The organism is Paenibacillus sp. PL91, assembly GCF_012935325.2.
In the GTDB taxonomy this organism is placed as follows: Bacteria; Bacillota; Bacilli; order Paenibacillales; family Paenibacillaceae; genus Pristimantibacillus.
Genome location: NZ_JABBYG020000039.1, coordinates 1 through 22,641, shown reverse-complemented (window position 1 = coordinate 22,641; position 22,641 = coordinate 1). Strand labels below are relative to the sequence as shown.

Sequence of the window (22,641 nt, the reverse complement as noted above, 5' to 3'; positions counted from 1 at the left end):
CAGAACCGATTGCCTGGTATGACAACGACTTTTACGAGGGTGTGCCGGCGGTTACTGTCAATAAGCTTGGTGAAGGTAAAGTGTATTATGTCGGCACTTGGCCGGAGCCATCGTATTTCTATCAGCTGTTCGAAGGCATATTGAAGGAAAAGGACTTGGCGCCCAAGCTCCAGCTGCCGGAAGGTGTCGAGCTGTCGATTCGAACGAAGGGTGAGGAAAGCTTCCTGTTCCTGATCAATTTGACGAACGAGCAACGAGAGGTTACGCTTGATGTTCCCTATCGCAGCTTGTTGACGAGCGAGAGATCGGAGCAGAAGATGACGTTGCCAGCACTGGGAGTAGATATTCTAACTTTATAAAATCAGCGGTTTGCATCTTTGCGAAGGGCTGTCTCAAAAGGCTGAATACCTTGAGGGACAGCTCTTTATCGCTGTTCAACAAAATCGTTGCCAGTCATCGATATTCAGAAGTTACTTTGTATCTTATTTCACTAACGTTGCATTAATGTTCTCTGAATTTTCGATGCCGGATCGTTCAAGCCAAACAGCTGTTGACTTCAACAATTTGGACCATGAAACATGTTGCGGAATGGATCGGTTTTTCACAGAGTTCATATTTTATCCGCAAATTTTGAGAGTCTCAAGGGATCACACCGGATCAATTCCGGAAGCTCGGAAGTAATGAATATACCATTGGAACGTGACTTTTTGGATAAGAGCGCTGACTTGATGGTGTTGGATAATTAACCTTGTCTTTAAGGATCTGTTCTCCCACATCTTTCTACCGCAAAAATAAATAAAAAAAACCGTCAGGGAATTTCAACCTGACGGTTTATCGATTAATTTAACTTAATCTTGTCGTTGTTGCAAAATAAGATCGGCGGTGCGGATCGCGAGGGCAACCGTAGTTAACGTAGGATTTGCCGCAGCTGTGAGAGGATCATTGCCGATTCGACAAGTCCCGGTGTAATGGAACTCTTGTCCCGGACGCAATAGACAGAGGACCGAAGGATTGTCATCATGGTGCCGATCATAACGAAAGAGGGCCTACTTTGAAAGTAGGCCCCTCTTCGATTGAGTGTTGTCGCGCCTTACAACGCTTCAATTACTATATTCTATTAATACATATTTTTCAGTAGAACCACTTTATTGGTTGATCTGTATTAATAATCGATTGAAGCGGGAGATTGAGAGATTCGTTACTTGTTAGTGATTCAATCTTAATCGTTTGCGTGTTAAGATCAGCTTTCTGGATTTGAGCTGTCACAATTATCATCAGTTTCCCATATGGGTTTTTCCAAGGTCTACTTTAGGGGAGGCACTTCAACTCCTCCAGTGGTCTTTATACGTTTTAGCCGCGCAGCCTCGAAAGTAGCTCCAATCGCTGCACCGCAAGCCCACCCGCGTTATAATCCGCATATTCGAACGCCTCTGCGAATCTGACGTTTCCAGCCTCTTCAATTCCGTAATCACGCTCCAGCGTCGGAAGCATTTCGTCCGATACCCGGAAGAACGTCGACCACCCTTCCAATATAAACAGTCGCTTCCCTTCCCAATCATGCGGCACCGGTTTCGTCATCCCCTGCTCGAACGGGGCGAACTCATAGAACTGAGTAGCATGGGAGTGACATGCTAGTAGCTTCTTCTCCAGTACTGGGCCGATATCGATGACGATATCCGCTTTATATGATGAGCGCATGGAGTAATCCGGCATCAGCAGAAACAGCGGAGGCTCATCCAAGCAAGGCGTATCAGGAACAATATTCGGCACTTTGGCTACGAATGCGGAAGAATCGGCCACGACCCGTCCCGCATATCGATTGTCTGTATGCGTGCCCCCTTCCGGATGAAAGGCAATGACGATATCCGACTTCCAGGAACGAATTCTCCGAATGACTGCTTCCCTTAGTTCCAAAGTTGGAAGAAGCAGCCCGTCATGGTTGTCGAGGATCTCATACTCCGCAACGCCTAAGTGCTTAGCTGCTTCCATCGCTTCGGCAGCTCTTCGCTTGGCAAGCGCTTCGCCAGACATCTCATAGTGTCCAGCATCCCCGTTGGTCAAGGAGAGATATTTCACCTGATGACCTCTTTCGGTCAACAATGCCGTCGTGCCACCAGCATAAATTTCGGGCTCATCCGGATGAGCGGCGATGACAATAACTCTAAGGACGCCCTTCACACGATCACCTCTTCCGTCAACTTTTCAATAAACACGCGAACCCGCTCCACTGTCCCTCCCGAGTTGTAGGAAGCGAGCTCGAACGGTTCAGCATACTGAAAGCGGCCCGCCTTCAACTCCCCGTACAATTCCACGAGCGATGGTTTCATCTCTTCCGAAACGTGTAGAAAATCCGTTATGTCTCGCAGCAGCCACTCCCGTCTATCCTCCCAGACCGCGGGCACCTCATCAAGCCTTCCTTTCGTCCAAGGCTGATATTCGAAAAACTGCGACTCATGCGCGCCGCAGCCAAGCAGCTTGCTCTCTAGCGCTTCGTCGATTCCGACGACAATATCCGCGCTGTATTTCTTCTTCATGGAATAGTCCGGCATAAGCAAATAAAGCGGCGATTTGCGTAAGTATCTCGTATCCGGCACGACATTCGGAACAAACGCTACGAACGCGGCGGCATCGCTTACCGCCTTGCCCGTATACCGGTTGTCCGCATGGGTGCAGCCTTCCGGATGGAACGTAATGACGACATCCGTCTCCCACTCCCTAATCCGTTTAATAATGGCATTGCGCAGCTCAAGCGTTGGCAGCAGTGATCCATCCCGGTTGTCGAGAATTTCGTAATCAGCAATTCCTAAGGCAGCTTGCGCTTTCATAGCCTCCTCCGCTCTACGAAGAACAAGCTCCTCTCTCGATAATTGAAAATGCCCTCCGTCTCCGTTAGTAAGTGACAGAAACTTCACCCGATGGCCGCGCCTGGCAAGCAGAGCTGACGTGCCCCCGGCATACTTCTCACCCTCGTCTGGATGCGCGAATATAACAATCACATTTAACGATTCACTCATTCATGATAGCTCCCTTCAGATTCGAACGGTAATCGCTCGGCGTAACGCCCACTTCTTTTTTGAACACGGTGAAAAATGTGCTTCTTGATTGGAACCCAGACTGTGCAGCGATCTCGGCAATCGTCTTATCCGTTTGGACGAGCAAATATTTGACGAGCTGAATGCGCTCATTCAGGATATAACCCGCAACCGTAATTCCGGTCCGCTCTTTGAATAGCGTGCGGGCATAATTGATGGATAGTGATACGTGATTAGCTATTTCATCGATCGTTAACATCGGATTGTTAATGTTAAGCTTCAAATATTGAAGCATTTCCTCCACTCGCTCGTCTCTTCTGTCACCCGCGCGGCGCTCATACAAATTGCCTATAATAACCTCGGTATCTTCCTTCAGCTTATCCATCGCTTCGTCCAGCGTGTTGAATCGGTCCAGCTCCGAGCGGATGCCGTTCATACCGGAGGAATTCATTACTTTTCCGAACGCTTTGTACAAGTGATAGATCAGGAATGTCAGTTGCAGCTTACATTCGTCATAAGACATTTGGCGCAGTCTGTTACCCGATTCGTCCAGCAGACGCTTCGCCTTATCGGTCTGTCCTAGCCGAATGGAGTCAATGAGTCCCGGCGGAATTGCATCGTCCGGTAATTGTATCGAGCTTCTCGCTTCGTCTTCGTAATCCGATTCTTGGTAAATTCGGCCTTTTCCATCGATAAAGCTAAGCGTTGCGAGCTGGAAAACCTTGTCGTAGACAGCTTTCATGTCACAGTCCGGCTGCTGGAACTCACTTAATCCAACGGTCAGATTTAGCTTCAGCCACTTGTGCACACAGTCATTAATTTCTTCGAAGCAGTGAATCAGCTCCTTCCTTTCTTCTTCGGCACTGACTCCGATAATAAAGACGATATGATTGCCTCCAAAATCAATGCTTTCTACCTTCCATGCCTTGTGTGCAACGGTCTCGCAGGCGATATTGACAATCGTGCCCTTAAGCGTTTTGCGGGAGGAGAAATCGTATTTCTCGGATAACGCCATATAGGAATCGATTCTGCATACAGCGATAACGATACTGGTGTAATCCAGAATCGTGCTGGCTTCCTGAAGCCGCTTGCGGGCCGGTCCTTCCAGCTTGCCCTCATTGACCCACTCGCGCAGGTCATCTTCCTTCTGCCTAAGCCGTCCGTCCTGAACCGACTGATTCAACTGCTCAATCCTCTCCGAGAGAATCCCGAAGCCTTGCTGAATCTGATGAACCTCGTTCTTCGGCAGCAGCCTTCTTCTCCAGCCGCTATCCGTGGCCATTTCGACCATGCTGGATATTTGCCTCGCCAACTGGCTGACGGGACGATGATAGCTTCTCGCATTCCAAAACAAGATCGCGATTAATGATAGCAATAACCCTAGAAACGAATACAAAATTTTGTGCTTGAAAGATTCTACATTGCGGAACCAGTCGTCCATTCTTGCCGAGTAATATATCGTCCAGTCTTCAACGCCTGCCAGATCATAGGAGACGATCCACTGGCTGTCTTGGACGCTTGTTCTGAATGTTTCTTTGCGCTGTTTCTTGCCCTGCTCACGCAGCTGATGGAGCAGGCCCGCGTCGGATTGGCCAATAATGGACTCACCATTGCCATTTGCCACATGAATGAATACGCCGCTATCCTTGTTTAGCTGCAGCATTGACTTCTGAATGGCATCGCTGTTCAACCGAATAACCAGGAAGCTCTTCGGACGGTCTTTCTCAAGTCCAAACGGCAGCAAGATGGCAAGACCTTCGTGGCCCTGGAACAGCAGCTTTGTAATGCGGAAATAGTTCGGCGAGTCTCCTTGCACGAGCTCTTCCATGCCATCAATCAGCATTTCATACGCCGGAATCATCCCCGTCTCGTAATCAAATACGCGTCCCAGGTTGGCATTGTACACAACAACGGATTCGATGAAAGGCTCATTAACGAGTCTTTTCTTCAGTAATTGCACCATACCGTTGAGCACGAACGGATCTTCTTCCCGCAATTGTACCCATGTCCTGATTTCCGGCTCTTCGTATAGGCTCAGCGTTACCCGCTTAAGGCGGTCGAACGTAAAGATGAGATTTTCTTTCGTTTGCTCCAGCTTATAACGGTCATTTCGCTCAAGCTCCTGCGAAGCATACTTGGAATACTGGTTCGATAGATAGAAGGAGAAGGGAATAACGGTCATGCTGAACAAAATAACCAATATAAGAAAGACGTGCAAATAAGCCTCAGCTTGGATATATTTACGCATGTGATCCTCCCCTCTCCCTCTGTTCCTCTATGACGTTACTTGTTCAGGAAATCGTCGATTTGTTTTTGCCCTTCTTCCTGAATTTTTTTGAGCGCAGGACCGACCTTCTCGGCAAATTCCTTCCAATACGTATCCAGATCAACCGCGCCGTTGTAGATCGGCAGCAAATACTGATTTTCCAACGCGTAAAATTGGGACAGCTCGTTCTGAACGGCACTTGTATCGAAGTTAAAGCCTGTCAGTACATCGACCGTAAAGTTGTCCGCGTTCATAATAAACCGATTTAGCTCGATAGCGGAGGGCTCTTGGCTGGCGTCGAGGCGGTCGAATTTCGGATTCCAAATCCAGTCGTACGGGAACCATGGGTATTTGTCCGGCGTCAGCATCCTATACTGCTTATCCCCTGCATCTTCCCAGTTTACACCCTTGATTCCATACGCGAGTAGATCATAATTTTCTTGAGAAGCGTTTGCCCAGTCAAGAAATTGGATCGCTTCTTTTTTGTGCTTGCTCGATTTCGGAACGGTCATGAAATTCCACTGCTTGAACGTCGACGAATTTTTACCCGGTGTCGGATCGAATAGTGTATATGATTCAAGCTCCGAACCCGGCAAGTTAGAGAGCAGTTTCTTTGCTAGATCGGCTTTTAAGCCAAAATCCGTCGCTAAGTAAACTGCTGTAGGATGAGTTGTCACCCAGTTATCGGGGTCCTTGATCGCCATCACGTCTGGATTAATAATTTTGTCCTGATAAAGCTTGCGTGCGTTCTCGATCGCACTCCAAATAACCGGGCTAGGGTCGTCCAGCATATTGCGGATGATCGGCGAATTCGGCGACCTATAGAGGATGAAATCAGTCAACATCGGCGTCATCATAACATCTGTTCCTTGCGCTAATCGGAAATGCACCTCGGACATCGGAATTTGTGTTTGCGGCGTAATTGGTGTGATGACGGGGAACTGCTGCTGTACCTTTCTAGCGAACGAGATAATATCATCATATGATTGCATATGCGGCAAATCGAGCTTTTCTCTTAAGTCCTTGCGAATATAATAGGTCGTCGGTTTGTAGAAGGAATTTCCGAGCGGAATCGCGAGCACTTGGCCGTTGATTTTGTTTGCGTCCCACATTTGCTGCGGGCGTGCCGCCAATATATTTTTGCCATATTCGTTTAGCAATTCCTCTAGCGGCTCATAATAACCTGCTGACGCCATGCTGTCTAAATGCATCCAGGGTGCTTCAAACATCAGGTCGACCGGCTCGCCGCTCGTAAGCATAATCTGCGTTTTCTGATGAATGTCCGACCATGAGGAGAAGATGACGTCGAGCTTTACATTGAGGGTACCCTTAATTTTATTCTCGATTTCCGCGATAACCTTATCCATATCGGCAGGACGATCGCCTGGCATGACGATCTTCAGGGTCACGGGATCTGAAAAAGCCTTCTGTCCATTATCTCCGTTACCGGGCTCTTCCCCGGTATTACGAGAGCAAGCCGTAACGAGCAAAGCGATTATGAGAAGTGCAGCACTTAGTTTGAGCCATTGTGTCATATCGTTAACCTCCACTGGGTTTATCCCATCAACTATTAACCCTTCACCGAACCAATCGTTAATCCTTTTACGAAGTACTTCTGAATGTATGGGTACAGGAATACGATCGGACCGATCGTCAAGCAAACAGTTGCGAGCCGTACGCCTTGATTCGGCAATCCTCCTCCGTAAGAGCCGGGACTACCTTGAATGTATGACAAGATATTGAGATTGGAAATGAGCTGCCTAATCATGAGCTGAAGCGGCTGCAGCTTGTAATTGTCGACAAACAGCAATGCAAGCCACCAATCGTTCCAATAGAAAATCGCATAAAACAAACTGATCGTCGCGATCGCTGGCACCGAAATCGGCCATATGATGCGGAAGAAAATTCGATAATCCCCCGCTCCGTCTATGACTGCCGATTCGTAGATTTCGAAGGGCAGCGTACGGAAGAATGAGACTAAGATGAACGTGTAGAATGGATTAATAAGCGATGGCAGGATCATGGACCATATGCTGTCCTTGAGCCCCAACCACATCGAGATCACAATATAGAAGCCGACAAGCCCCGTACCGAACAGAATCGTAAAATAAGTAAAAAACGCCAACTGATTTTTGAACTTGATTTTCGGATGGGCCAGCACGTATGCGAACATCGCGGTAATGAGTACAGCTAGCACAGTACCTACGATCGTCACGAATAACGTCACACCGTAGCTATAATATATTTGATTGCCCGTTAGCAAATACCGGTAAGCAGCGAGAGACCATTTGCTCGGCAGGAGGCTAAAGCCGTGCAGACCGAGTACGCTTTCGGAAGCGAACGAGTTCACAATAACGAGCCAAAATGGAATAAAAGAAAATAACGCGAACGACGTAACCGTCACATATACAGCGGTAATGACTAATTTGTCAGAGGCGCCTATTTGTTTGATGGCATTTAGCATTGTAATTAGTCCTCCTTCCTTTCTAGAAGATGCTTGATTCCTTGTCGATCTTCCTTACGATAAGGTTGAATACGCAGATCGTTACCAGCCCCAGCACGGACTGATAAAGTCCGATAGACGAAGACATGCCGAAATTACCCAGCTGACGTAAAGCGCGGTACGCATACGTATCGATGACGTCCGTCGTCTCATATAGGACGCCATTGTCTCCGACGAGTCCGAAAATCATACCGAAATCGCCGTAAAAGATACGTCCGATTGCGAGCAATGTAAGCACGATAATCGTCGGGCGCAGAAGCGGTAGCGTAATATGCCTAATGCGCTGCAGTCTCGTTGCTCCGTCCATTTGGGCGCTCTCATAATACTCCGGGGAAATGCCTGTAATCGCAGCCAAATAAATAACAGCCTGGTAGCCTGCCGTCTTCCATACGCTAATGATCGTTAATATGGCCGGCCAATAGTGAGGCATACTGTACCAGGATACGGAATCCAAGCCTAGCTCTTTCAACGAACGGTTTATTAAGCCGTCCGAGGTGTTAAGCAGTGAGAACAGCATCATACTTACGACCATCCAAGAAACGAAGAACGGAAGAAACGCCATCGATTGCGCGACTCTCTTGAAGACGACCTGCCTAATCTCATTAAGAAAAATGGCCAGTATAACTGAGATGATTAGACCGAACGAAATGAACAATGCATTAAGAAACAGAGTATTGAACGTAACGCGCAGCCAGTCGCTTCCACCGAAAAAAAACTTGAAATTATCGAGCCCCGTCCAAGGGCTCCCCCAAATCCCGTCAAAGTAATTGTAATTTTTGAACGCGATCACATGACCGAACATCGGTAAATAAAAGAAAATAATAAGCACCAGCAAGCCCGGGACCGCCAACGAATACAAGACGCGATTTCTTACAATTTCTCGAAACACCATTTTGGTTTCACCCCCTTCATAACGTTATGATAACGTCATGTTGGGGTCACAATATAGTCTCCGATTCAATGATTCGGTTCAGATTCCATGGATTTTGGTACAAGTTACCCTCAATGCGTCAATATTTCTTACATAAAACTAACGCATAAAACCTAATTACAGAAATTTGAATAAAAAAAGCATCCCTTCATGGTCCCGCTACGGCGGAACTCATAACTCGGGATGCTTATGGTGTAGTTATAGAAACTTTAAGGAGTGCCGATACAGCTCGCAGCTGCTTGTGCCTCGTTATTACTGCGTTCCGCCAGCTCTTGACAACTTTACTCATAATGGCCGCAATCGCTACCTGCGTACATATCCTTCTCATCTGGATGAGCGCCAATGACGAGAACATGTATCGGTTGCCTAAGCTCCATAGAATAGAGCCTCCTCCTTATCTTACTGATTACACTACATCTGATTCATCGACCTTATCTTCCATTGGAATACCAAGCTCAAGACAGATTCCTTCAATGTGCTGCCTTGACGATTCTATCCACGCAAGTGCCTCGGCTTTCTCGAAAGTCTCTGCGTTCATCTGCTGCCAGGTCCTGACCTCACCTGCCCGAATGCGCTCCGTGTAATCATGTGCAAGTTCAAAATAAGCCGCGAGCTCTTCTCGTGTGAGATCAGGATGTCCCTTCATCCAATCTGGGCTGTAGAGTTCAATGAGATGAGGCCTGCCCGGCACCATGCCTGATCGCGGCGTATCATTCTCGAACGTAAGATTAAGATGAGGACTATATTTATTCAGTTCATGAAGAATGGCTGAGAAATCAATGAGACCGTCTCCGCACTTTCGCGACCCATAATAGGCACCACCATCAGTGAGTTCAACATATGCATCCTTCAGGTGAGTCTGACGCACATAAGGAGCAATACGCTTAGCCGCCATAATCGGATGCTCACCCCGCATCAGAACGTTAGCTGTATCAAAGACGATCCCTACAACATCTTCTCCGACCGCTTCGATGAGCCGAATAATCTCGAAGGTTGTAATTTCCTCATGTGTTTCTAAGTTTAGATGAACACCAAGATCTAGAGCGATAGGCCTGAGCTTCAACATAAAGCGACGTGTAGCCTGTAGCTGATCCTCCCAGGATACATCCGTTCTGAAGCGATCTGTAGTGAATCTACCCCGATATGGCTTCGCGCCAGCGGTAGAAACCCACAGCTCTCTAATGTCAAATTCCGCACAAACCTCCATCATACGCTGGTAACCGAGCAGGGTATCCCCCTCACCGATTGCCCGCACCTCTGGTGTCTCGGGAATAGCATAAGGATTTACTTTCCCTAAGCCCGCCTCTAGATAGAGGCCGAGCTCATCGGCAAGCTGTTTGACTTCCTTGATTAGAGATTTATCCAGCTCTGGACTTACATCGAGTATGGTGCGGAAGAAAACACCTTCCATGCCAAGGCTTTTAGCATATTCCAGAGTACCCAAGGGTCCTCTCAGCTTCGCTTCAGGTATTTTTCTACCGTCGATTCCAATCCGCATCTATATAACCACCTTTCTATTGCTGAATGCTTCCCCTGTATTTAACTAATCCGGAAGATTCCCCGAGGGAACTTCGACATCCACGTCGCTCCGTCACTGCCAACAACTGCTACATCACCCGCACACACATGTCCCAGATCGGGCAGTGAGAAGTTCGGATGAACCTCATAGATATGGTTCTCCATCACTGCTGGCGAATTCATATCAAGCGATTTATCGCGATCCGCATAGAGGAATGGTGACGTACCAGGATCGCTGTAGCTATTGCTCATGGCATGACAAGCTTGAAACCGGAATGGGTCTGTCTTCCGAGTATATGGACAATACGTATCGATCATAGATTCAAGCACGTCACTGATTCCATGGACCGGAGCTCCAGGCTTCATCTGCTCGAGTGCCGCATCCTGCATCGCAATGAGCGCATCCGCTGCAGCTTGAAGTTGTGAGGAGGGCTCTGCGAACATACCGATGCGAAGCACTTGAGAGTAATAACCATCAAGGCACACGGTAGCTCCAATCTGAAGACGTGAATCCGGACCAAGCGGCGTCACCAGCTCGAATAGCTCGAAGTATGTCTCTGCAGGACGTTCGCCGATAGCCAGCCAGCAGCCAGCAGAATCTGCGCCCAGTCTTCGACCGAGAAATTCGAGCTCCGTCATAATGTCCGCCCCAGTCACTCCTTTCATAGAGGCGATACTCATGGCGTGCGCGACAAGCTTGTCCGCGATCTCCGTCGCTTTCTGATGCTTATAGACCTCATAGGACGTCCGTTCCAAACGCTGCTTGCTCACGATAACGTTGCCGTTCACGAGCTCGTAAGGTGCAAGCAGAGATCGAAAATCAGCATTCCGTGCTAATGAGAGATCGAATTCCCCTGATTGTGCGATCACATTACCTGGCGGGATCTTCGAAGCGAGCCATTCTCTTAAGGTCCCAATCAGATCAGTCGACTTAACGACCTGACCATCATCCCCAAACCGCATCAGAAAGGCCCTTGCTCTATTCTTATCATTCGATATCAACACTGGTGCACCGACAGCCGGCACGACGAGAATAGCCTCCGAGTTTTGCGGCATCCAGCTTGTCAAATATCGGATTGTACCCGCGCTATCTCCTACACCATTAGAGTAGGCAACTAATGCAGCAATACCTTGATCAGTAAGACTGGCTTGCAGAATCGCTATCCGTCTGCCAGTCTCATTAATTGGCATGAGCAGTGAACCGTTCATTATAGTCATTACATATCTCTCCTGTTCAACTATTTAAGTGAATCATTGTAGAGCTTCAACATCTTGTCTACACCCTTAGCGTTAATCTCTTTGACGTACTTGTCCCATTCCTCATCAATAGAAACCTTTCCATAAATGAACTGCTCCTGCATTTTTGAAAAATAATCATTGATCCCTGCCTTAAGAAGGTTTTCTTCTTCCCTTTGCTCCGAGTTAAGCTTCGGAACTTTCGTAACGGGTATGAACCAGCCCTTAGCATTTCCTTCTTCCGTAAAGGTCTCGAAATCCTTGCTGCCAAGCACGGTTGCAAACCACTTGAACGGCCATATCATGGCGAAAGATCCGTTCGCCGAACCGATATCCCACATCGCTTTATTGATATTGTCCGAGTTTTTGATTTTATCCGTAAACTCCTTCTGACCATCCTTCTCCACATACGAATCCCCTTCAATCCCCCACGTGAGAAGAGTGTTGCCATCATCGCTGTAGAGGAAGTCGACGAATTTTAGCAGTTGTTCGAAATATGGCTTCTTTGCAGCACTCGCCGGAATAACCGTTCCGTAACCGATTCGATTGCTCGCGAGAGCCTTCTGTCCAGCTGGACCTGCGATAGGCGGAAGCATTGTAATATTAAATTCTGATCCGGTATTTTTCTTGCCTAGTAGGTTAATAGAATCAATATGCTCGCCATTCCAGTAGTAATAGAACATGCTGCTTCCCGTAGAAATTTTCTGAGCAAGCTGATCATAATTGGAAGTTAGAAATTCCGGATCTGCTAGACCTTCCTTGATCAGACGGTTCAAGTAGGTGACATACTTCTTATAGTTCTCGCTTGTATACACATACTCATATTCAGAAGTTTCCTTGTTAAAAATAAAACCATTATAGTTCGGCTCAATCCCCCAGGCCGCACCGAACATAGAGCGCAAATCCTCCGCATTCGTATTAAAGAACGGATAGCTGCTTGGCTCAGCTTCTTTCATTTTCTTAAGAACATTGTATAATTCTTCCGTATTCGTAGGCGCCTTAAGACCGTATTTCTCCAAAAGATCGGCTCGAATTAACGGTGACCGATTATAGCTCGCCGACTCGATCATAAATGGAAGCATATACAGCTTACCGTCCTCTGACTCCCAATTCTCCAATTCCTCATCCAGCTTGAATTCAGCAATTCTATTCTTAAGATTCGGCAGCTTATCTAGGTAATCACTGATCGGAAGCAGTACGCCTGTGTCTCCAAGCTCGAGCACGTTGGACTGTTCGACGTTAGTGACCAGATCAGGAATTTTATCCGAGCTAAGCACAACCTTTACTTTGCTCTGATAATCCGATCCGGGTACAATCTGCAAGTCCAGCTTCACATTCGTTCTATTCAGCAATTCTTTATATACAGGCCAGTCCTTATTAAAGGGTGACCCGCTTTCTTTATACAGCATAGAAATCGTGGTTGGTCCGTTCCCCTCTTGCACTACATTACCGCTGCCCGATTGGTTGCTGCTATCCGAGCATGCCGCAAGCACAATGGTCAGCAGCAAAACAGTTGTTGCCCTCATCCAATGACTTCCTATCCAGATCTTATTCATATCTATATAACCTCCTCAGCATTATCCTTTAATAGCTCCAAGCATAACCCCTTTGGCAAAATGCTTTTGCACAAATGGAGTGATAAAAAATATTGGCAGCGTAGTCGCTATAATAGAAGCTGATTTCAATGAAGCCATCGAAATATGACTTATAGCACTTTGATCCAAACCGCTACTGTCCGCCATATCAGCACCGTTCAGAATGTTTCGGACGATCAACATAATCGGGTACTTATCGGGACTGTTCAAATAAATCAAGGAGTTAAACCAGTTGTTCCAATAAATGACGACCATAAACAAACCCATTGCAGCAAAGATTGCCTTAGATAAAGGAATGACGATATAGAACAAAATTTGAATGGGATTCAAGCCGTCAATAAGTGCTGACTCTTCAATATTGTGCGGGAAGGACTGAAAGAAATTAATCATAATCATCAAGTAATAAGGTAAGATCGCGAATGGCAGCACAATGGCCCATAACGTATCGATTAATCCTAACCCTTTCACTAGCATATAGGTCGGTATTAAGCCTCCATTGAAAAACATGGTCACCATAATGAGCCAGATAAACACTTTTCTACCCTTTATTTGCTTGGACAACGGATACGCACATATGGTCATTAAGCATAGGCTTATGGCGGTCCCCACCGACGTCTGTACAATCGCATTCCAGAAGCCGTACGCAATGCTCGGATGCTGTAAGATAAGTTTGTAGGAATCCAGATTCAAGCCTACCGGAATAATGTGTACCTTCCCGGCCACATTCGAAGCGGAATCACTAAATGATACAGCCAGTAGATGTAGAAACGGAAACAGAATACCACCGATGACCACAGTCATGAATAAAACGTTAATGACCTTAAACACACCATATTCGAATGTTTTTCTATAGTGCATGCATGTACTCCTCTCCTGTCAGATTAGTACAGAGAATAGCGAGTTACCTTCTTGGACAGGTAGTTAGCTATAATGACAATCACAAGTCCGAGCATTCCGCTGAACAAACCGATTGCTGTCGCATAGCTGTAATTGCTGTTGCCAAGTCCCATCCGATATACGAACGTTTCAATAACATCACTAACCTGCGAATTGCTCGGCGTATACATGAGCAACACTTTTTCAAAGGCTACATTCATTAGTTGTCCGAGTGATAAAATGTACATGACCGCGATCGTAGGCATAATTTGCGGTATGGTGACATGAATAATTTGCTTCAACCTTCCTGCACCATCCACTTCTGCTGCTTCATATAGCTGTGGATCGATGGAAGCAATAGCAGCCAGAAATATGATCGAATTCCAGCCAGTATACTGCCAAACCTCCGAAGAAATATACAGCATACGGAACCATCCTGGTTCATTCATGAAGAAGATGGGATCAATGCCAACCATCCCGATGATCTTGTTGATGATTCCAGTAGTTGGAGAAAGCAGCTCTTTCATCATACCGACTACTACAACAATTGAAATAAAATTAGGGAAATAAGAGATCGTCTGAACTACATTTCTCAGCTTCCCCGATCTAATTTCATTAACCAGAAGGGCAAACAAAATTGATACTGGAACGGTAATAATTAGATGATAGATGCTGAGCTGCCAAGTGTTACGAAAAGCTAACCAGAAATTAGGATCGCTAAGAAACATGTTGAAGTATTTAAGTCCAACCCACCCTTCACCATAGATGGACCCGCCGTAAACATATTTGCGAAAAGCAAGTACATTCCCTACAATAGGACCGTAACGAAAGATAGCAAAGTACACGATAGGAATAAACAATAGAATGTAGTAATGAATATTTTTTCTAAAGTATTTCACTATACTTGTCTGCATCAATCCTTTCACCTTTTTTGTCGCCGTGCTTTCGCTTTCCTTCTCATTAGTAAGTAGGTGTTCCAATTCGCTCCCCCCTTTTGTTGTTGTCTGGCTACAACCTGATTTAACAATAATGGAGAGGACTTCGAAACATACACTTTGCTTGTCATGTAATAAAACCTTACCTTTATCAGGTTTTTTCTTAGGACAATACTGATGAATGTATCATTTATAACCTTTTTGCGTTATACTATCTATCATTATATTGACATAGCTACCTGTTCCGACCATAATATTAACTTACTATGAGGTTTTGTTGGAGGGAGAGTTGTGTGTTGCTGAGAAGAGTACTCTCGTTCATAAAAGGCGGCTTCAGAAGCTTGCTTTATCGCTTTTTCTTCTTCTTCCTTGTGGTAGCTTTATTGATTCAATGTATAAACCTGATTACTTATCGAGTTAATCTATGGTATTTCGAAACCGAACTGGAACACAGCTATAATAACTCTCTTACCAATATCGCTACCAATCTGAATAATATATTCACAGGGATATATAACTCCAACTATCTTCTTTCTTTGGATGCCGATGCCATGCAGCTGTTTTCTTCCAACTTCAATGTAGACAGTCTTGATAAATACGCGATGGTGTCCCAGACGGTCCGCTCCCTTAGTCGGATTCGCCAAATGAGTGATTACGTCGATAGTGTGTACATTTTTAAAAAGAATAGTGATCTCATAATCAGCGATAATGGTACCTATTCCACCAAAGATTTTTTTGGACGAAAAAATGTCCTTGAATTATATTCCGAATCCTATTGGAGAAATTATGGGGCGCAGAGCCGGACGTTTCAAATTCTGCCTCCTTCAAGATCCCTTTCTCAGAACGGCGCGTATATACTTCCTATCGTGCAAACGGCCATCGCAGAATATAGATCCAATGATCTATATGTCATCAATCTGAAGGTTGATCGGATTATTGAGTTACTACAAAGCTATAAGCTAACTCCCAATAGTCAGCTATTCATCATTGACGACAATGAGTTGGTTATGGCTTCAACTGAAATGGACGTTCCTCAAGAAGAGTTTTACTATTTCACCAAGCATTTTCAAACTAGGGATATCCCCGTCCTAAGAACAACAGTGGGTCAGCAAGACATGCTTGCCATTCAAATAAGCACTCATTTTATCTTCAAAAACTTAAACATGATAGCCCTAGTCCCTTATTCAGACATTCACGAGAGCATGAAGCAAATCAAATATTGGGGAATATTATTTTCCTTAATAGCCTTCGTACTTTCTATCTTTCTGTCCTTCTTGTTCAGTAAGAAGCTGTATGCTCCACTACATTCTCTCATTGTCAAAATTTCACCATCTCCTCAACCGGCAACTGATGAATACAAATGGCTAGACCTCGAGATACACAGAATAATGGAAAATATGCACACGCTGAGCGATAGTTTGACAACAATATCTCCTATCGCCTTTGAACAATGGATTCTCCAATTACTTCGATTCAACCGAATTCCTAATGAGCGAGACATGAACGTTTTCTTCGAGAAATGTGGGATCACGTTCACGCACAACGGCTTCGCAGCAGCACTCATTAGAATCAAATTCACGAAAGACTTTCATATGGATTACACCACTTCGGAACAGAATATTATACACAGCAAAATTGCGAATCTATTGAAATCCACGATTCCAACAGAGGATCAGAGCTATATGGTGGAGATCGAATCCAATGTTTTCTGTCTCATTGTCAATCTTCCGCAAGATGCAGAGCTTCAAGGGTTTACAACATACTTCGATCACTTGTTCAATCTTCTCCGTCATAACGGAAACTTGTACGATTTATTCGTAGGTGTGGGGAATATCCATGAGGGGTTTGACGGACTCCAGCAGTCGTACCTAGATGCTATGAAAGCTTTATGGCGTCTGTCGCCTTTCGATAACAAGCGGATTCACTACTATCAGAAGGAAGACGAGGAATCGGTCACGATTCTGCTCAACCATAATGATGACAGAAAAATTTTCAATCTATTAGCTTCTGTTAAAAGAGAAGAACTGCTCGAAATGCTCAAAATGGTTATTCATAGCCACGTTGCTGTAGGGCTCAATGACTTCTCCATTAAAGAGCTGCATATGCATCTGTTTGTGATTGGATCACAAGTATTGAAGCATAAGGACAAGACCTTGCCTGAGGCTACTTATCGAGAGTATATTCGTATCATTCTGTCTGAGCATTCCATATCAGTGGACAGCATGACCGAATTCATTCTAGGCTATTTCAATAAAATCATGGACACGATCGAACTCCAAGAAGATAAGCTAGAGTCTCTTACATTTAAACCTTTTATTGACGCCAATTATCAAGAGGATCTTCATCTGGAGTTTTTGGCTGACAAATTCCATACTTCAGCGAATTATATGTCCCGCCTGCTGAAGAATGAGCTCGGCAAGCCATTTCATCAATACCTTCAAGAGGTACGCATACAGAAAGCGAAGGAGCTGCTAGCGGGTTCCAACATGACTATCCAACATATTTGGGCATCTGTCGGTTTCAATAATCGGAATTCCTTCATTCGCACCTTCAAAAAAATAGAGGGAATCGCTCCTTCTGTATATCGTCTGCAATACACTTCGAACGAGGTGTCCGAATCTAGTGGAGTTACACTGCAATAAGTCCCAATGTTATAAAGCCGAAGCGCTTCAAGCAAAGCTTGAAGCGCGGTCGTTGTCGGTATAGAAGTCAGCGCAGTTATGGTATCGCTTAGCGATCGATCCGTCTCTTCTACCAGCCAGTCTCCTGATGTAGCATCCAGAACGTTCCACATTATTCCTCCTCATGCCATTGTAAACTCCCATAATTCAACAGGCTCTTGACTTATACCTCTAATTGAAATTTTCTTTCAACAGTTGCCACTTCATAATCTGATTCTCTTGACTTTTACGAGAGAAATAAAAAAGCCCCATTCACCAGGGGCGGAGGTTTCGGATATAATTGGGATTACATTTTAACAGGCAGAGAAATATGGATCATTTCCATTTTGGCGTTGTTATCCTTTAGGATTTCTCTTCCGTCACGAATGCGTGCTTCCAGTTCCAACATAAGCAAATCCTTTGCATTTTCCCGGACCTCTTCTAGTGTTTCGCCACGTGTACCGAGTCGTAGTGCAGGAATATAGGCAATGAAGTCGTTTTCCACGTCGTCTCCCTCGATCATCACTTGGAACTGCAATTCATCATTTTCATTTTGATTTATCATGAATATAACCTCCTTGTTTTCTTATAAATAGTAGGTTCCGGACTAAACGGGCACCTAGTTGGAGAATCGAAGCGATGCCGGCAAATAATATGCCTTACCGCTTCCATCCCCCTCAAGGTGTCCGTTGCTCATCCTGCTGCTTTCTGCAGATGATTAATGAGATTCTTTTCTTTTTTGAATTCGTACAACAGAGAGAGAGTCTTAGAGACGTAGATCGCCAGTAAATACATTTAGAACATAAAGTCGATCATCGGAGATTTGCTTTTTGTTCTCAAGCACCGTCTGACCTTGAAGCTATTCGCGTTGAAATTCCGCCACTTCGATCATATCGTGATAGAGATGGGTTCCGTAGTCGTATGCATACCAGGAGAATAATCCCGGCTCTTTGCATCTTTCGAGTGCAACACGATTATTAATTTCGAAGTCAGAAAGAAACTTCGAATATACGATTACTAAATGAGCGATGTTCTGCATTTTCCCAAGCAACGTGGGAAACTTTGCTGAGATACTGCAGATACTCGTCGGTTTGCGGCCAGTCGAACAATTGTCTCTTTGACTTGTCGTTTGGATATCCATCGACGCACATATGAACCATCTTGATCTTTTCCTTTGGAATGTGATAGCCGTGAATGTCTACCAGTATGGTTGCCACGCTATCTGCTCCTCTGGATATGTTCACATGCACCTCATCATATTCGTGAAGCGGGAGAATATCAGAAGGCAGTACCGGCAGACAAAATCTTCTGCACTTCGTTTTTTTTCCAATCCATCACGTTAACCGATATGGCTGCTTCCCCTCCTTCCATGAAGGAAAATAGGAATTCACTATTATCGTTTGTCTGCTGCCGGTTAAGCACGAATGCCCCGTCAGGCGATAATAATAGGCCACCTTCTCCGTTAAAAGGTTGAATGATATATTCACCTTGTCGTAACTGAGTCAGATTTGAAGACGCAAATAAATAACTTCTTATTTTGGGCATAAAAAAAGCCATGAAAACACAAAAAGACACCAAAGGTGTCATGCGTCTCCATAGCTAAAAAAGCACTAATATATACCGGGTTTTCCGGCTTGCACCTTCTTTGTCGAAATTCAGCGACAAAGATAATTGGATTACAATGTAATAAGACAATATTAATATAACTCTTTTGCTTCGTCAATTAAAAAAGAGTGGAAATCTAAGCCTATGTTATTAAGTGAAAATTAAATAAAATACTTCAAAATTAAAGGCAGGTACATATTATACATGTGTATAATATGTACCTGCCCTTGTTTATGCGCGAATGGTTCGAATGGTTAATCAAGGTGGCCCAGTCTCTAGGTAGCTTCCCCATAGGTATACCACGGAGAGGATGGTAATATCGATGAAATGCTTGAAGAGCTTCTTTAGGTGATTGGCCACGTTTTTTAAGTTCTGCATGTCGGTAGAAAATAAAGTATTAGACTGGGTGTCTTTATTCCACGCGGATTCTCGATTGTAATAACTTCAGACTTCATAAAATAAGTTTTAGACTGACCTCAGAAATTGAAACAGCGACAGCCAAGGACGAGAAAATAAAGTCCTAGACTGTCGCTGTTTCATTGAACTAACGTTACCCGTTAGCTTAATGGTCAGTGGCGCAAATCTTATTATTGAATGCCTGCAACTCCAAAGGTACTATTAATTACTTTTTTATAGCTATCCCACTTAAAATAAAAGGGCCCGATATTAATTTTTTTCATTTCAGGCTCAAGGTAAAAGTCCTTCCAAGTAACAACATTATTCTCTTTATCAATTTTTACGGAAATAAATCCACATCCTTCATCACCACACCACGAGCATACCATGAGGGGATACCTGTACCACATTGTTTCATGTGGTTTTCTAAGTAAAAAATATTCAATCACTTCTCTTTGCCATTCATTACTCATCCAGCCTAGAGAAGGAACCATATTGTACTTTATCAGCATTTTATATAGTGATTTTCCATCTATGATCAGATCAGCAAATTTTGTGTTTTTCTGACCCTCCTCAATTGATTCAAAATCAGAGCGACTTGCAGGTTTTGTTTCTAAGATATTCATCCTCTTCATTTTTACTATTACCGTCCAATCTCCATATATGAAAAACTAGTCCTTTGTTCGGTTCAACTATCGTTCTTCGTTAGTTCAATCGTGTTTTTAGGGACTGACTTTGAATCGGTATACTTAGTTCTTTTCTTTGAGCATCACGAATTTTTTCTAATTAACTTCTTATATCTATTCGATTCCTCCTCCAATGGCGGGGCAGCATACTACGATTGGATAATCCGCTCCGCCTCCAAAGCATCCCAGTTCGGCGTAGGCACATCCGACCTGGTCCTCAACTCGGCGAATGTGTAATTCAACGCATTAAGCTCCACATCCGTCCCATCAATCAACCGACTAATCGGGAGCAAGAAGAAAAGCTTTAGGGCCCAGCGAACTAAGCGTGGATACCTGATAATCCAAGATGCTTGACCCACCGGGGTCAGCGGGTAACCCAATGAATCCAGTACGTGAAAGCCCTCCCCCATCGCCGCCACCAACTGACGCAATCTCTTGTCGTCACGAACAACCTGTTTCATTTGGAAGCCATGGAACAGAATGACCATGTTCATGGGCACGACTAACACCATGTGATTTTTTAGCCAGGCATCGATCTGATCATGATAGTTGAGCTTGTACTTGGTTCGTTTGAATGCTTGCTCCAGCAGGGAGCGGAACGGAATGGGGCTGTTCCCCCGATGACCATCTGCCCGTGGCCGCCACGGATGCAAATGACTCGTCCGTCGGTACGTGTACCTGCGGTAGCTTGGAATCCAAAAGCGACCTGTTTGGGCGACTGTCCATGTTTACTCAAATAGTCCTGCATGGCGTAGGTATCCATATTATTGCCTACCATTACAATATGACGGCTAACGTTTTCTGCGAGGATCGGTAGCACAGCCCCGAAGTCTGAATATTTCATCATGACGAAGATCAAGTCATACGCGTCACCTGACTCGAGTCTACGAATTACACGAACCCGATCGACAGTTGTCTTGCGCTGAAGGTAATGCCGAATGACCAGTCCCTCCTTTTCCAGTTCCTCCGCTCGCTTTCCTCTTGCCAACACAGTCACGTCATGACCACCCTTTACCAGAACATGTGCCAGATAGCTTCCCTGCACACCTGCACCGTACACAAGTATGTTCAATATAGTCCCCTCCCCATGCAATTAACAGATGTTGAATATATAACACCTGTGTACTACAATCAAGGTATCATTGGAACTAAAGCAAGCGCAATGGCTAATCGTAACTGCTTTTGTTGAGAAATGAACAACGAAAGCTGGATATGTTCAAGAAAGAGGGAAAAAACATGGATCGACGCATCGAGCGATCAAGACAAATGATTATGCAAGCGTTCATCGAGTTGTTGGAGGAGCAGGATTTTGAGAAGATCACCATTCAAGGGATTGCGGATCGGGCCAATGTCAACCGCGGAACAATCTATTTGCATTTCACAGACAAATATGACCTGCTGGAACAGAGCGTGGAAACGTATCTGATGATGCTTGTTGACAGCTGTTTACAGGAGGAAGGAGTAGCCACTGAACTATCCCGGGAGCTGCTGATTCGTGCGTTCACGTATCTGAAGGAGCATGCATCGATCTACCGCGTGTTGATGACCAACAAAGGCATTCCAACTTTCAGACATCGTATGACACAGTTCATTAAGGGAAATATTACCGTGGTGGTGAACTACATGAATCTGGAAACGGGTATCCATCGAGATGTGATGGCGCAATTCTTATCCATTTCCGTTACGGGTTTGATTGAGTGGTGGATCGTCGAATCCATGCCGTATACGCCAGAAGAGATGGTCGAACAGATGACTAAGATACTGGAAGCACGGCTGCAGCTATGGTGAACTTAATTACTAATCCAAGTATAACATCGTCGTTGCAACTAACTGCCCGTTAGCTTAACCATTACTTATCCAGAGTTTTCGCAAATTCCCTCAGTTGTTCTGGGTCATTTGTGTGATAAACCATTTTTTCAGTATCAAAAATAAGGATAACTTGGCGTTTCTCTTCTAGCCCTAATATCTTTAACCACTTCAACTTATCGTCCTCTGTATGAATGGTTGCTTGTTGAATATATTTATGAAGAGTTGGTTCAGAATTATGTACTTTATTTACTTCAAAATCCCAGTCAGGTGAATCCGAGAAAATCTGCATATGGAGTTTATTTTCTTCTTTTGAAACTAACTTTTCAAGAACATCAGTTTTGTTTGGGACGCAACCTGTTAAAAATAAGGCAACGACCAGTAAGCACAACCCAAGCTTAAGCTTCTGCATAATTGATGCCACCTTTCCAATTTCAAAACTACAATTTTCTCACGAACTTAACAGAGGCTGCCATTTCAAACGGCAGCCTTGTCTTAATGTTTATTGAGCTATAGTTTCCCGTTAGTTGAATGATTTTTTCTTGTTTGAGATTATTATTTGCTATTTAGACAAAACTCCAGTCAGCAACCAATCG

General features: G+C 44.8%; 19 protein-coding genes and 1 pseudogene. 3 read left to right on the top strand and 17 right to left on the bottom strand.

What is annotated here, in order from left to right; genetic code table 11:
- Positions 1 to 359: beta-galactosidase trimerization domain-containing protein (locus tag HI950_RS34620; protein WP_187768220.1), on the top strand; the 359-nt coding region annotated here is incomplete at its 5' end.
- Between the two features lie 991 nt (positions 360 to 1,350).
- Here the strand turns inward: HI950_RS34620 and HI950_RS34615 are convergent.
- The 11 genes from HI950_RS34615 to HI950_RS34565 form a co-directional block, all read right to left on the bottom strand.
- Positions 1,351 to 2,178: a PIG-L deacetylase family protein gene (locus tag HI950_RS34615; protein WP_169091498.1), complete on the bottom strand. Its 828-nt coding sequence runs from the start codon at positions 2,176 to 2,178 to the stop codon at positions 1,351 to 1,353.
- On the bottom strand, positions 2,175 to 3,014 hold the full coding sequence (locus tag HI950_RS34610) for a PIG-L deacetylase family protein (protein WP_169091496.1): 840 nt from the start codon (positions 3,012 to 3,014) through the stop codon (positions 2,175 to 2,177). Before HI950_RS34610 ends, HI950_RS34615 begins: the two co-directional genes overlap by 4 nt.
- Positions 3,007 to 5,280, bottom strand: coding sequence for a helix-turn-helix domain-containing protein (locus HI950_RS34605; protein WP_169091494.1), 2,274 nt, complete (start codon positions 5,278 to 5,280; stop codon positions 3,007 to 3,009). Before HI950_RS34605 ends, HI950_RS34610 begins: the two co-directional genes overlap by 8 nt.
- 35 nt (positions 5,281 to 5,315) lie before the next feature.
- Positions 5,316 to 6,833, bottom strand: coding sequence for an ABC transporter substrate-binding protein (locus HI950_RS34600; RefSeq protein ID WP_169091492.1), 1,518 nt, complete (start codon positions 6,831 to 6,833; stop codon positions 5,316 to 5,318).
- A gap of 35 nt (positions 6,834 to 6,868) precedes the next feature.
- A complete protein-coding gene (locus tag HI950_RS34595) occupies positions 6,869 to 7,762 on the bottom strand; it encodes a carbohydrate ABC transporter permease (RefSeq protein ID WP_169091490.1) in 894 nt (297 codons plus the stop codon).
- A gap of 22 nt (positions 7,763 to 7,784) precedes the next feature.
- Positions 7,785 to 8,693: an ABC transporter permease gene (locus HI950_RS34590; RefSeq protein ID WP_169091488.1), complete on the bottom strand. Its 909-nt coding sequence runs from the start codon at positions 8,691 to 8,693 to the stop codon at positions 7,785 to 7,787.
- 445 nt (positions 8,694 to 9,138) lie between these two features.
- The gene (locus HI950_RS34585) at positions 9,139 to 10,230 is read right to left on the bottom strand and encodes a sugar phosphate isomerase/epimerase family protein (RefSeq protein ID WP_169091486.1); all 1,092 of its coding nucleotides are present in this window, start codon (positions 10,228 to 10,230) and stop codon (positions 9,139 to 9,141) included.
- A gap of 41 nt (positions 10,231 to 10,271) precedes the next feature.
- Positions 10,272 to 11,468: a M24 family metallopeptidase gene (locus tag HI950_RS34580; RefSeq protein ID WP_169091484.1), complete on the bottom strand. Its 1,197-nt coding sequence runs from the start codon at positions 11,466 to 11,468 to the stop codon at positions 10,272 to 10,274.
- 20 nt (positions 11,469 to 11,488) lie between these two features.
- Positions 11,489 to 13,042 (bottom strand): extracellular solute-binding protein, encoded by a 1,554-nt coding sequence (locus tag HI950_RS34575; RefSeq protein ID WP_169091482.1) that lies wholly within the window; start codon positions 13,040 to 13,042, stop codon positions 11,489 to 11,491.
- A gap of 21 nt (positions 13,043 to 13,063) precedes the next feature.
- Positions 13,064 to 13,939, bottom strand: a complete 876-nt coding sequence (locus HI950_RS34570; RefSeq protein WP_169091480.1) for a carbohydrate ABC transporter permease — start codon at positions 13,937 to 13,939, stop codon at positions 13,064 to 13,066.
- 23 nt (positions 13,940 to 13,962) lie between these two features.
- Positions 13,963 to 14,937: an ABC transporter permease gene (locus HI950_RS34565; protein ID WP_223285682.1), complete on the bottom strand. Its 975-nt coding sequence runs from the start codon at positions 14,935 to 14,937 to the stop codon at positions 13,963 to 13,965.
- A 248-nt stretch (positions 14,938 to 15,185) separates the two neighbouring features.
- Here HI950_RS34565 and HI950_RS34560 point away from each other — a divergent pair, with 248 nt between their 5' ends.
- Entirely contained in the window at positions 15,186 to 17,534 is a 2,349-nt protein-coding gene (locus HI950_RS34560; RefSeq protein WP_187768219.1) for a helix-turn-helix domain-containing protein, read from the top strand.
- A gap of 325 nt (positions 17,535 to 17,859) precedes the next feature.
- Here HI950_RS34560 and HI950_RS34555 read toward each other — a convergent pair whose 3' ends face one another.
- The 5 genes and pseudogenes from HI950_RS34555 to HI950_RS36875 form a co-directional block, all read right to left on the bottom strand.
- Positions 17,860 to 18,117 (bottom strand): type II toxin-antitoxin system HicB family antitoxin, encoded by a 258-nt coding sequence (locus HI950_RS34555; protein ID WP_169091476.1) that lies wholly within the window; start codon positions 18,115 to 18,117, stop codon positions 17,860 to 17,862.
- Positions 18,118 to 18,541: 424 nt separating this feature from the next.
- Positions 18,542 to 18,769 carry a hypothetical protein gene (locus HI950_RS34550; protein WP_169091474.1) on the bottom strand — a complete coding sequence of 76 codons (228 nt, stop codon included), beginning with the start codon at positions 18,767 to 18,769 and terminating at the stop codon, positions 18,542 to 18,544.
- A gap of 61 nt (positions 18,770 to 18,830) precedes the next feature.
- Complete coding sequence (locus tag HI950_RS34545; protein WP_169091472.1) at positions 18,831 to 19,139, bottom strand: hypothetical protein; 309 nt, start codon at positions 19,137 to 19,139, stop codon at positions 18,831 to 18,833.
- 605 nt (positions 19,140 to 19,744) lie between these two features.
- Positions 19,745 to 20,179, bottom strand: coding sequence for an oxidoreductase (locus tag HI950_RS34540; protein ID WP_317618501.1), 435 nt, complete (start codon positions 20,177 to 20,179; stop codon positions 19,745 to 19,747).
- Positions 20,180 to 20,388: 209 nt separating this feature from the next.
- Positions 20,389 to 21,311 (bottom strand): annotated as a pseudogene (locus HI950_RS36875) (ketopantoate reductase family protein).
- A 164-nt stretch (positions 21,312 to 21,475) separates the two neighbouring features.
- On the opposite strand from HI950_RS36875, the gene HI950_RS34530 reads away from it, so the two are divergent.
- Positions 21,476 to 22,027, top strand: coding sequence for a TetR/AcrR family transcriptional regulator (locus tag HI950_RS34530; RefSeq protein ID WP_187768218.1), 552 nt, complete (start codon positions 21,476 to 21,478; stop codon positions 22,025 to 22,027).
- A gap of 61 nt (positions 22,028 to 22,088) precedes the next feature.
- On the opposite strand, the gene HI950_RS34525 is transcribed toward HI950_RS34530, so the two are convergent.
- Positions 22,089 to 22,457: a hypothetical protein gene (locus HI950_RS34525; RefSeq protein ID WP_169091468.1), complete on the bottom strand. Its 369-nt coding sequence runs from the start codon at positions 22,455 to 22,457 to the stop codon at positions 22,089 to 22,091.
- Positions 22,458 to 22,641: the final 184 nt, after the last annotated feature.

Bases quoted from the DNA above. Each gene is read 5' to 3' on its own strand.
- HI950_RS34610 (WP_169091496.1), bottom strand. From the start codon at position 3,014: ATGAGTGAATCGTTAAATGTGATTGTTATATTCGCGCATCCAGACGAG.
- HI950_RS34605 (WP_169091494.1), bottom strand. From the start codon at position 5,280: ATGCGTAAATATATCCAAGCTGAGGCTTATTTGCACGTCTTTCTTATA.
- HI950_RS34600 (WP_169091492.1), bottom strand. From the start codon at position 6,833: ATGACACAATGGCTCAAACTAAGTGCTGCACTTCTCATAATCGCTTTG.
- HI950_RS34595 (WP_169091490.1), bottom strand. From the start codon at position 7,762: ATGCTAAATGCCATCAAACAAATAGGCGCCTCTGACAAATTAGTCATT.
- HI950_RS34590 (WP_169091488.1), bottom strand. From the start codon at position 8,693: ATGGTGTTTCGAGAAATTGTAAGAAATCGCGTCTTGTATTCGTTGGCG.
- HI950_RS34585 (WP_169091486.1), bottom strand. From the start codon at position 10,230: ATGCGGATTGGAATCGACGGTAGAAAAATACCTGAAGCGAAGCTGAGA.
- HI950_RS34580 (WP_169091484.1), bottom strand. From the start codon at position 11,468: ATGACTATAATGAACGGTTCACTGCTCATGCCAATTAATGAGACTGGC.
- HI950_RS34575 (WP_169091482.1), bottom strand. From the start codon at position 13,042: ATGAATAAGATCTGGATAGGAAGTCATTGGATGAGGGCAACAACTGTT.
- HI950_RS34570 (WP_169091480.1), bottom strand. From the start codon at position 13,939: ATGCACTATAGAAAAACATTCGAATATGGTGTGTTTAAGGTCATTAAC.
- HI950_RS34555 (WP_169091476.1), bottom strand. From the start codon at position 18,117: ATGATAAATCAAAATGAAAATGATGAATTGCAGTTCCAAGTGATGATC.
- HI950_RS34545 (WP_169091472.1), bottom strand. From the start codon at position 19,139: ATGACACCTTTGGTGTCTTTTTGTGTTTTCATGGCTTTTTTTATGCCC.
- HI950_RS34540 (WP_317618501.1), bottom strand. From the start codon at position 20,179: ATGAATATCTTAGAAACAAAACCTGCAAGTCGCTCTGATTTTGAATCA.
- HI950_RS34530 (WP_187768218.1), top strand. From the start codon at position 21,476: ATGGATCGACGCATCGAGCGATCAAGACAAATGATTATGCAAGCGTTC.
- HI950_RS34525 (WP_169091468.1), bottom strand. From the start codon at position 22,457: ATGCAGAAGCTTAAGCTTGGGTTGTGCTTACTGGTCGTTGCCTTATTT.